Genomic DNA, 10,548 nt, shown 5'->3' on the forward strand with positions numbered 1-10,548 from the left:
AGAATCATAATGGCATTTATTTCCACAGGGTATAATCCCGCCAAACCGATGGAAAACAGAATCACCGACATCGGTCCTAAAGACTATCACGACTTTTATCCTCCTGTTATCGCAAACAATAAAGGCAAATGGTCTCATCATGAAATTCTGGAACCCGGCGTACTGGTTCATGTCGGCGATTCCGGAGATGAAGTCTATACCGTAAGGGTCGGCGGTTGCCGCCTGATGTCCACCTCGCACATCAATGAAATTTGCGACATTGCTGACAAACATTGTGACGGGTATGTACGTTTCACCACCCGTAACAATATTGAGTTCATGGTTGACTCCAAGGATAAAGTAGAACCCTTGAAAAACGATCTGGCTTCCAGAAAGTTTGCTGGTGGTTCCAATAAATTTCCCATCGGCGGCACCGGTGCAGGTGTTACCAACATCGTTCACACCCAGGGCTGGATCCACTGCCACACCCCTGCTACTGATGCTTCCGGTACCGTAAAGGCTACCATGGATACCCTGTTTGATGATTTTCAGCAGATGAGACTGCCGGCTCAGCTTCGTGTTTCCATGGCTTGCTGTCTGAACATGTGCGGTGCGGTTCATTGCTCTGATATTGCCATCCTCGGATATCACAGAAAACCGCCAATGCTTGACCATGAATACCTGGACAAGGTCTGCGAAATACCACTGGCCGTTGCTGCCTGCCCGACTGCAGCTATCAAACCATCTAAACAGACTTTAGCTAATGGCACTGAAGTAAAATCAGTTGAAGTTAAAAACGAACGTTGCATGTATTGTGGTAACTGCTACACCATGTGTCCTTCCATGCCACTTGCTGACACCGAAGGTGACGGTATTGTTCTCATGGCTGGTGGTAAGGTATCCAACCGTATTTCCGATCCTAAGTTCTCCAAGGTTGTTGTGGCCTTCCTGCCCAACGAAATGCCTCGCTGGCCGTCCATGACCGACGCCATCAAAAAGATTGTTAACGCCTATTCAAATGGCGCCAACAAATACGAACGTCTGGGTGACTGGGCAGAAAGAATTGGATGGGAAAAATTCTTTTCAGCTTGTGAACTTGACTTCACGCATCATTTGATTGACGACTTCCGTCAGCAGGCCTACATGAGCTGGCGCCAGACCACTAACTTTAAATTCTAGTTCAGTAACCGGAATCTGAATTTATTCGTTATTTATATTGGATGGACCGGGGTGCCTTTTTGTTGTACTCCGGTTCCGTCCTTTCAACTAAAAGGAGTCTGACATGAGCGACCTTCTCGATAATACAGAAGAAGCAAGGAAAGCTGTTGTTGAGTGGCTGACCAAAAAGGCCAAAACAAAATCCAAATTTTATATCAAAGATTTTTACAAAATTTTTCCCGATGACAAACCCAGAATGATCAAAAAGGTTGTCAATAAAATGGTTGAAGATGAGATTCTTGAGTACTGGTCTTCCGGATCCACCACCATGTATGGCCTTAAAGGTGCCGGCATCCAGCACTCTTCCGAAGGCGAAAATTAAAAAGATTGCAGCTTAATTCATGATCGTCAGTAGGGAAAAAATCCCTGGAGTTGTTATTGCTGGACTCAGGGGTGGTTCAGGCAAGACAATAATATCCCTCGGGATAACTGCTGCGTGGATTGCTCAGAATATAACAGTGGCCCCGTTTAAAAAGGGTCCTGACTATATTGATGCCGGCTGGCTATCACGGGCAGCCGGTCGCCCCTGCTATAATCTTGATACCTATCTGTGCACCCAGTCGGTCGTACAAGCCTCTTATCTTACTCATTCTCAACCTTGTGATATTGCCTTGATCGAAGGCAACCGTGGCCTTTTCGACGGCATTGATATTGACGGGACCACTTCCACAAGTGAACTTGCCAAATTGTTGGATCTTCCGGTGGTACTGGTGCTGGACTGCACGAAATCCACCCGGACCATAGCTGCTGTACTCATGGGTTGCATGCAGTTTGATCCAGATATCAATATTTGCGGCGTTATCCTCAACCGTCTGGCAGGAAAGCGCCATGAGGGAAAAGTTCGTGCAAATATTGAACGGTTTTGCAATATCCCGGTTCTTGGTGCTTTACCAAAGCTTACGCAGGAAGCTTTTCCCGAACGTCATATGGGGCTTGTCACTTCCGAAGAACACGGAGAAAGTGATATGTCTTTGACTCGGGCCAGGCAGGTGGCCTTGGACAATATTGATATTGATAAATTGTTCGGGTTAGTTACTTCGTTTAAGGGGCAGGGTATGCCGGTTGTTGACAACGCCAGGCAGGAGCAAGATGCTGTTCTGGAAATTAATACGACAGGAAACCTAAATTCGATAACGGAGAACGATACTGTTACCATTGGCGTTGTCCGGGATTCGGCATTTCAGTTCTATTATCCGGATAATATTGAGGCCTTGGAAAATCTGGGTGCCAGGGTTAAATTCATCAGTCCTTTATCCCAAACCGACATCCCCGAAGTTGACGCCATTTATATGGGAGGCGGCTTTCCTGAAACCCATGCAACCCAGCTATCTGCCAATCAGGCTTTTAGAGATAATTTAAAAGTCCTGTCGCGCAAAGGTCTGCCCATTTACGCTGAATGCGGTGGCCTGATATTCCTTGGTGAGAGCATCTGCCTTGATGAGGTGGTTTACCCCATGACCGGAATTCTGCCCTTACGGTTTGGGCTTTCCAAAAGGCCCCAGGGACATGGATACACTGAAGTTGAGGTGGTGAATGAAAATCCTTTTTATGCCAAAGGAGAAGTGCTTCGCGGTCATGAATTCAGATACTCCAAGGTGATTTCCATTGATTATGAGGATACTGCGATGGCATTTAAAATGATCCGGGGGAAGGGTATTCTCGAAAAAAAAGATGGATTTTTTAAAGACAATACCTTTGGCACATATACCCACATCCATGCCCTTGGTTCCACCCGTTGGGCACCCTCTCTGATTGCCAAAGCCAGACGCTTTAAAGCCTCCCGCGAATAATCCATCATCCATTCAATCACACTGGCCTATGAAATTAAATCGTATTCAAATTAAAATTTTTGAAAAGCTTAGCAAAGAAAAAGGTATTGAAGCTGACGATTATATAAAACAGTTTTCTATGGAATTCATCCATATGCAACGGGATGGACTCCAAGACCTTAGCGAAGAAGAAGGCGATAATTGGATTCATAGGGCATATCTTTTATCCTTGTAATCACTTGGATAGATATCGGGCGATATTCCATTTCAACCACTCGTTTGTGGATTCCTGGATTGGATCCGGGAATCACTGAAGCGAATGTATTTTTCTTATAACAGCCATGGGCTGACTTGGTCTATCAGCGCCCAGTCTCAGCCCACAACGAAACAAGAAAGTAATTCAAGAACTTATTGAGACTTTCTTATAAAAATTCAATTTGATTTTCATCAACCCACCCTACACAAGAAATTGCAACCCTTACAAAACCTCTTTCACATTCATTGGCCCAGTTTTCATTAAATTCTTTTCGCACAAATTTCATTATAAAGTCGGACAATTTTAAATTCACAATCAAAAGATTCTTTTTATATTTTCAAACTGCAACTCATATCGTTTGATCAACACATCCGGCATTGTTGCTTCCATCGTTTTATTTAATCTGCGGTCCTTACTATCACCAACTTATGCTTTCATTCATAAATATAAATTAGATTTTTTTTTGTTTTATCCCCCCATGGACAAACTTTAATGCAAATACCGCAGATAAGTGGTTCCGTATTTGGAATTTTACCAAACACATCACGCACTTGATATAGACATTTTTTGAAATCAATCGCCTCTGATCTGCTTGAATAATGACTGTCGGTACTCGCGCCAATGATTGCGCCGGCCGGACAATGGTCTTTGCATAGATGACATTTTCCGCATCTGTTCTTAATCGGCAAATCCGGCTCAAAATAAGTGTCGGTAAGAACCGTTGTCAATCTAATCCTGGGACCAAAATCAGGATTTACAATCAAAAGGCTTTTACCTTGTAGGTTTCATTATATTTGGCTTAAATCTCTTTACCGTTCAGGTAAATTTTAGGGATAATGCGGCTGTTTTTTTTCAGCATGGCAGAGACCCCGCAGTAGGTCTCCATTGAAAGGGAAACGGCCCGTCTGATTTTTTTTGTATCTTTTTCATTGCCGGTGATGTGGTAAGACAGGATAATTTCCTTAAAGATTGAAGGTTCTTGGTCTGTCAGTTCTGTTTCTGCAGTGATTTTTATATCCTGGGTATCCACCCTCATTTTGCCAAGTATCATGGCCACATCAATGCCGGTGCATCCGATCAGGCCGCTTAAGAGAAGGCCTTTGGGCGATGGTCCTGCGCCTTCACCACCAGCGCTTTCAGGGGCATCAAGGGTGTAAGTGTAGCTGTCCTGCTTGATTTCAAAAGCCAGTTTTCCAGTTTTTCTGCCTGATATTTTCATGTGGTCCTTATTGTTTGGGTTCACGTTCTTTTTACACATACCAGCAATCTGTCTCAGGTCAAGTACTTAATATCCATCTATAAAAAACTCGTCGTTTTTTTCGGATCCTTATTTCCAAAGATGAATATCCTGGATCTCTGGTATGCTGCCTGCTATAGTCATGTAGTCAGTTCGTTGTTGAAAAGACTATCCTGAGGTTGTTCAAATGAAAATACCTGCAAAAAGATCGTTGACCACAGGAGAGAAAACAGGCATTGCCGCGTTTATTCTGGCAGGTTCCTTTTTTGTTTTGTGGGGACCAATATGGAGTACCCTTCCCCTGGCAGGATTTGTTTTGCTCTGCCTGGTGGCTCCTTTTGCCACGGATTACGGTTTCTTTCTGCCTGTTGTCTGCCGGGGGGGGCGTAACGTTCGTAGTGTTTCTCTCTCCTTTGACGATGGTCCCGACAGTATGACAACCCCTTTTGTTCTGGAAATACTTAAATCGTACCAGATGCCGGCTACGTTTTTTGTCACAGGGAAAAATGCCCGCAGCCATCCGGATCTCATTGCCCGGATTCTGGAGCAAGGTCACACCATTGGCAACCATACCTATTCACATGATTCCTTGATTATGCTCAAATCATATCAGCGCCTCAAGGATGAGATTAATAAAACCCAGAGGGTTCTTGCGGCCCATGGCATCCGACCCCTGGTTTTCAGACCCCCTGCAGGCATTACCAATCCGAAATTGAGACCTGTTCTGGCAGAACTTGGACTGAATGCCGTGAATTTTTCTTGCCGGGCCATGGATAAAGGAAACCGCAGAATAGCCGGGATCGCTTCAAAAATTCTGAACCGGGTGCGACCCGGTGATATTATTTTGCTCCACGATTCAAAACCCTGGGCTGAAAGCCCTGGCGTGCCGGATGATACAGCTATCTCCTCGTTTTTAATCGAACTTGGGCGTGTATTGGATGGACTTGAAACCCAAAAGCTTTCTGTGGTGCCGTTATCGGAACTGATCGGGCAGCCGATTATGGAACAGGTGGAACCTATCGATGCTTTTGCAGAATGGATTTGAACGATTAGACTTTTGGGTTAAGGTTATCCGAGTTTGCGGGCACAGAGGGTCCGATACCGGGGAGATCTCCAATGATCTTGAAGGCTGCACCCAGACAGCCGTAACAGGCATCCTTTTTTCTAAAATCGGACAGCGATGGCTGCGATATCGTCATGGCACTTGAATCGGGGACAGATCAGGCAATGGGGATCTTTTTCTTCCTGGCTGCGGATCATCTGTTTCAGTCCTTCCAGACCCAGGTTCAGATAGGTCCTGATAAGGTCGTTGAAATCCTTGCGCGGTTTCGGTTCAGGCTGGGGGATGGACAGACCGTCGGTAAAAATCAGAACATGGGCCACCCGGTCCAGGGTTTCCTCTCCCTGATTCAGGAATTCTTCAGCTGTTTTTTCGCCGTTAAGCACCCCATAGGTGATGTTCATGCCTGAACGGACCTTGCGGATCTGGCCGGCCAGTTTACCGCGCATGAGATCGATGACCTGCTGCTGGTCTGTTTGGTTACCGTGTTTTGGAGAACTATGTGTCTTTCCGGCCCCGGGTAGATGGGTGCGGACCAGTTTCTTCCACAGCGTCAGGGTCTCATGGTCATGGTCTTTCCGGTCCACCAGAACTCTGTGACTGCCGTCCTCGTAGATAAGAATGATTACGGCATCTCCGCTCTGGATCCATTCCAGGGACTGGTCCTTGAGTCGTACAACCGCCGCACTGGTACACCAGAGATTTTCCTTTTTTGAGGTGTCCACCCCGTTGGAAACCATCTGTGCCATAATCGCATCGTTGGCCTGACAGGCCAGTTGGTTAAGGGGGAAATGGTTCTTTTTAAATACTGCGCCAGCCGTGTGGGAGGCAATGGTTCCCCCGGTTTGGTTTTGGTCAAATTTTTGGCTGTTCAGGCTGGTTGCTCCGTCAAAGACTCCCAGGATATTGTCCTGGATTATTAAAAAGTCTTCGTTCTGAACGGCGGTTCCTTTTTCCAGGATGGTTTGGACCTTTATTTTTGGATAACGCTTTATTTCCATCATTTTATTATAAAAACAGGAAATTTTCTGTCAAAAAGATAATATTAATCTGTATTGGAGGTATATATAGATATCTTATATATTATTGCTTTTAATCTAAATCTTTACCATAATTTTGAGCCGCTGGTATAAATTTTTTATGCAACTATTGCCTGGTGGCGGCATTTTTGTTCTGGTTTCCCTGGCAAACATATCCACTCAACCAAGCAGAATACTCCGCATGATTTGCCTATTTTTTTACATCCCCCATGGGAACGGTGATGGTAAAGAATGTGCCCTTATCCACTGTACTTGTACAAAGGATTTCTCCATTCAGTTTTTTACTGACAAGGTTAAATACCAGGTGCATCCCGAGTCCGGTACCACCGGAGCCGCGTTTGGTGGTAAAAAAAGGATCAAAGATTTTTTTCTGCTGCTCTTGTGTCATACCTTTCCCGTTATCTTCATAGCGGAGAATGATTAAATGATCATCGTTTTTAACGGTAATGGTAATCTGTCCCTTTTCTATATTTTCAAATCCGTGGAGAAGAGAATTCATGACAAGATTGGTCAATACCTGAGAGAATGCCCCAGGATAACTGTTCATCTCCAAATCTTCAGGTGCATCCACATTTATAGTATGTTTGGTCTTTTTTATGCGTGGATAGAGACTGAATAAAATCTCATCAATATACTGTTTTATATTAAAAATTCGTCTTTCATCACTGGATTGGTCAACCGCAATCCGTTTAAATCCCGCCACCAGTTTCGCCGCACGGTTGAGATTGGAAAGGGTAAGCTGGCAGGCCTCTTCACAATCTTCCATAAATGCTTTAAGATCAGTTTTGGTTGCTTCACCGGCTGCGAATAGTTTTTTAAAGGCTTTGGTTGAATCATTCAGATATGAGATGCCGGTTACCCCAATCCCAAGAGGGGTGTTAATCTCATGGGCAACGCCTGCTACCAGATCTCCAAGAGCGGCCATTTTTTCTGACTGCACTAATTGTTTCTCTGTGCGTTTTCTCTCTTCTATCTCTTGCTGAAGCTTGACCGTCTGTTTTTCCAGACTTTTTTGGTATGCCTCATTCTCAGCAATGAGTTTGGCTCGATCCAGTGCTTTTTCAACCGCCTGCAGCAGAACATCCAGATTGAATAATGGCTTCACCAGATAATCCCAGGCGCCTAACCGAACGGCTTCAATGGCATCATCTAAAACCCCTGCGCCTGAAACAATCAGTATCGGAATTTTTTCAAATTCTTCCTTCACTGTGCGGACCACTTCAAGTCCATTCATTTCAGGCATTTGCAGGTCACACAGAATGAGGTCAGGCTTATGTTCCCGGATTTTCTTCAGACCAATGTGGCCATTCTCTGCCTGGATAACCTCATATCCGCTATCTTCAAGAATATCCGTGAAACTATTGCGGATGAATTCTTCATCATCAATTGTGAGTATCAGCGGCGGTTTTTTTGATATTGTATCCGGCATCTTAACCTCTCAAGTTATTTAATCTGCGGTCCTAATCAATAAATTTATCTCTGATCACCAAAAACTTATCCAGATTATCAAGAAACAGATTTGTTAACAGTGGATCAAAATGTCTACCCGTCTCTTTTTTGAAGAGTGAAAGGATTTTATCAAGGGGCCAAGCCTTCTTATAGCAACGCTCACTTCCCAGGGCATCAAAGACATCGGCAATGGCGGTTATTCGACCATAAATATGGATATCCGTACCTTTCAGGCCTTTGGGGTAACCACTGCCATCCCATTTTTCATGATGCGTCAAGGCAATTATGGCACTGATACTCATCACAACCAGAGAAGATTGCTCGAGTATTTCGTACCCCCGTTTCGGATGCGTTTTCACAATTTTCCATTCTTCGGGAGTCAATTTCCCCGGTTTGGTCAAAATTGCATCGGGAATTGCAATTTTACCAATATCGTGCATTGGCGAAGCTGTCTTTATTAATTCTGCTTCGGTTTTATCCAACCCAACCAGCAAGGCAAGCAACTCTGAATAATGTGCCATCCGCTTCACATGGTTTCCAGTCTCCTTTGATCGGGATTCGACAACCTCACCCAACCGGTAAACCATTTCCTTCTGACTTTCGGTTATTGTCTCATTGAGCTGAATGTTTTCCAGCGTTACAATCAGGTTCTCAGTAAATATGTTAAGCAGACGAATATCAAGACCAGACAGGACCTGATTTATCTGAGCAAAAAAGAGAATAATTTGACTGTTATTTGAACAGTACACAACGAATCTGTCTTTCTTGAAAATATTTTTTTGCTCTGTAATTGCAGATAAAATTATATCTCGTTTACCATCTGGTAATTCAGTAACATTAATGCAGCTCGATCCAAGAGGATTGTCCGGAGAATACACCTCTAAATATTGGTCTAAAAGGATATATCCTGTGACTTTGCAGGAAAAAATAGTGGTTTCTTCAATATTAAGAAGATTGGTCAACTGCTCAACGGTAACGCGTATAAATTCGACCAGCGCCCCCCTTGATGAAATTCCTCTTGAAGCAACAATGAGTTTTTCCAGTCCCTTTCGACTTTTTTCCAGGGTGATGATATCACGGTAGGATCTTAACGTTGCATACATCAGGGTAAACAACTTGTTCGCGGTAAGCTCGGTCTTGGTTTTGTAGTCGTTGATATCATAATTCTGAATGACCTCTCGCTCCGGCGCCTGCCCCGGTTGGCCGGTTCTTAAAACAATCCGGGTGGTTATATTCCTGAGATCTTCCCGGATTTTTTTTACCAGCCCTAATCCTGCATGTTCAGACTCCATGACCACATCAAGTAAAACGATGGCTATATTGGGATGTTCCACGAGATATTCGAGGGCCTGCGCGGCGGAATAGGCATGGAACAATTTTAATTTCCTGTTATCAAAAGTGAAATTTTTGAGAGCCAGTGTTGTTACCTGATGAACGCCTTTCTCATCATCCACAACCAGAATCTTCCATGGTGAATCCCTGCCGTCATTTTTCAGGATACTGTCTTCTTCTTTTAGTATAAGTTCATCCATCATAGGTAAAGTTACCCTCGAATAGTGAAAAGATTTAGTATTTCCGGTGCAATTCCATTTACTTCTGATACTTTTGTTTCTATGTCCTCATCTTTCATCCCCAGCAGCGCCAAAGGTTCTTTCAGTATGGCTTTTCGATAATTTAAAGTTTGTCCCTGCGCTTTATCAATTATCTCAGAGGCGAGCCTTGTGGCAATATGGAGGATGCAGCAGGAAAAAAAACAAGGGTGTCCGATGTCAGGCAAGTGTTGGTAGCCAACAGGAACGACAATTTCATCAGGCAGGTTCCAGTACTTGAGTAATGCCCCGCTGACCTCTGCCACAGTAAACCCGAGAACTTCTTTTTCCCGCTGCCAGGGGAATTGACCTTTATTGGGAGTCCCTATGGCTGTTAAAGCAATATCCGGGGCATGTTTCACAACGGCCAATGCCCCAATATTACTCAGTAGCCCTGCAACAAAAAGACTTTCACTATCCTGTGATTTGTTCGGATTTATGGATTTGGCAAAGATCGCAGAGTAGACAGCCTTTTCCCAAAGGGTTTTCATTTCAATATAACTTCCCCCAACTGTTTGAATAATGGTCGCAGCGGTTGTCGCCAGTGCTAAACTATACAGTTGAGAAGCGCCAATAAGGGTAATTGCTTCAGAAACGGAGGAAATTTTTCGCGGAAAATAGTAGAGAGGACTGTTCACTATTTTCAATAGTCTTGCTGTAAGTGCCGGATCTTTCGAGATCAGCTCCGCAATATCACCAATTGATGACGCTGGATCTGCGACGAGTCGTTTAATCTGCATACAGATATCCGGCAGCGTTAACAAAGCCCCAGCATTCTCTATAATATCTTTTATTTCAATTAAATAAGCCAAAAACGGTCCTTAGTTTACGATAAATTCTTTAGTGAGCTGTTGCACCATTTCTTTATTGTGTCTGCGAAATTCAGACCATGGAAACAGGCTCATCACGGATTTCATCGCGGGGGTAAATTCCGTCTGATCCAGGCCAAAT

11 protein-coding genes are annotated in these 10,548 nt (G+C 44.1%); 5 read left to right on the plus strand and 6 right to left on the minus strand.

The annotated features are described in order from the left end of the window. Positions 1-9: 9 nt before the first annotated feature. The 4 genes from dsrB (at position 10) to EYB58_RS10400 (ending at position 3,201) form a co-directional block, all read left to right on the plus strand. Entirely contained in the window at positions 10-1,158 is a 1,149-nt protein-coding gene (gene dsrB, locus EYB58_RS10385) for a dissimilatory-type sulfite reductase subunit beta (RefSeq protein ID WP_111957977.1), read from the plus strand. 103 nt (positions 1,159-1,261) lie between these two features. Further along, positions 1,262-1,519, plus strand: coding sequence for a dissimilatory sulfite reductase D family protein (locus tag EYB58_RS10390; protein ID WP_111957975.1), 258 nt, complete (start codon positions 1,262-1,264; stop codon positions 1,517-1,519). Between the two features lie 19 nt (positions 1,520-1,538). Then, complete coding sequence (locus EYB58_RS10395) at positions 1,539-2,987, plus strand: cobyrinic acid a,c-diamide synthase CobB (RefSeq protein ID WP_111957973.1); 1,449 nt, start codon at positions 1,539-1,541, stop codon at positions 2,985-2,987. A gap of 28 nt (positions 2,988-3,015) precedes the next feature. Then, the gene (locus tag EYB58_RS10400) at positions 3,016-3,201 is read left to right on the plus strand and encodes a hypothetical protein (protein ID WP_111957971.1); all 186 of its coding nucleotides are present in this window, start codon (positions 3,016-3,018) and stop codon (positions 3,199-3,201) included. A gap of 455 nt (positions 3,202-3,656) precedes the next feature. Here the strand turns inward: EYB58_RS10400 and EYB58_RS10405 are convergent, their stop codons facing one another. Both EYB58_RS10405 and EYB58_RS10410 read right to left on the minus strand, forming a co-directional pair. Then, a complete protein-coding gene (locus EYB58_RS10405; protein ID WP_111957969.1) occupies positions 3,657-3,986 on the minus strand; it encodes a 4Fe-4S double cluster binding domain-containing protein in 330 nt (109 codons plus the stop codon). A gap of 35 nt (positions 3,987-4,021) precedes the next feature. Then, positions 4,022-4,441 (minus strand): OsmC family protein, encoded by a 420-nt coding sequence (locus EYB58_RS10410; RefSeq protein ID WP_111957967.1) that lies wholly within the window; start codon positions 4,439-4,441, stop codon positions 4,022-4,024. A gap of 205 nt (positions 4,442-4,646) precedes the next feature. Between EYB58_RS10410 and EYB58_RS10415 the strand changes: the two genes are divergently transcribed. Further along, positions 4,647-5,504: a polysaccharide deacetylase family protein gene (locus tag EYB58_RS10415; protein WP_111957965.1), complete on the plus strand. Its 858-nt coding sequence runs from the start codon at positions 4,647-4,649 to the stop codon at positions 5,502-5,504. 119 nt (positions 5,505-5,623) lie between these two features. Here the strand turns inward: EYB58_RS10415 and EYB58_RS10420 are convergent, their stop codons facing one another. The 4 genes from EYB58_RS10420 to EYB58_RS10435 all read right to left on the minus strand — a co-directional run bounded on the left by EYB58_RS10420 (position 5,624) and on the right by EYB58_RS10435 (position 10,409). Continuing rightward, positions 5,624-6,523, minus strand: a complete 900-nt coding sequence (locus tag EYB58_RS10420; RefSeq protein WP_242637615.1) for a protein phosphatase 2C domain-containing protein — start codon at positions 6,521-6,523, stop codon at positions 5,624-5,626. A 226-nt stretch (positions 6,524-6,749) separates the two neighbouring features. Next, on the minus strand, positions 6,750-7,988 hold the full coding sequence (locus EYB58_RS10425) for a response regulator (RefSeq protein WP_111957963.1): 1,239 nt from the start codon (positions 7,986-7,988) through the stop codon (positions 6,750-6,752). A 31-nt stretch (positions 7,989-8,019) separates the two neighbouring features. Beyond that, entirely contained in the window at positions 8,020-9,543 is a 1,524-nt protein-coding gene (locus EYB58_RS10430; protein WP_111957961.1) for an HD domain-containing phosphohydrolase, read from the minus strand. An 8-nt stretch (positions 9,544-9,551) separates the two neighbouring features. Continuing rightward, on the minus strand, positions 9,552-10,409 hold the full coding sequence (locus tag EYB58_RS10435) for an HDOD domain-containing protein (RefSeq protein WP_111957959.1): 858 nt from the start codon (positions 10,407-10,409) through the stop codon (positions 9,552-9,554). Positions 10,410-10,548 lie beyond the last annotated feature (139 nt).

Origin of the sequence: Desulfobacter hydrogenophilus, assembly GCF_004319545.1 — a bacterium.
Taxonomy (GTDB): domain Bacteria; phylum Desulfobacterota; class Desulfobacteria; order Desulfobacterales; family Desulfobacteraceae; genus Desulfobacter; species Desulfobacter hydrogenophilus.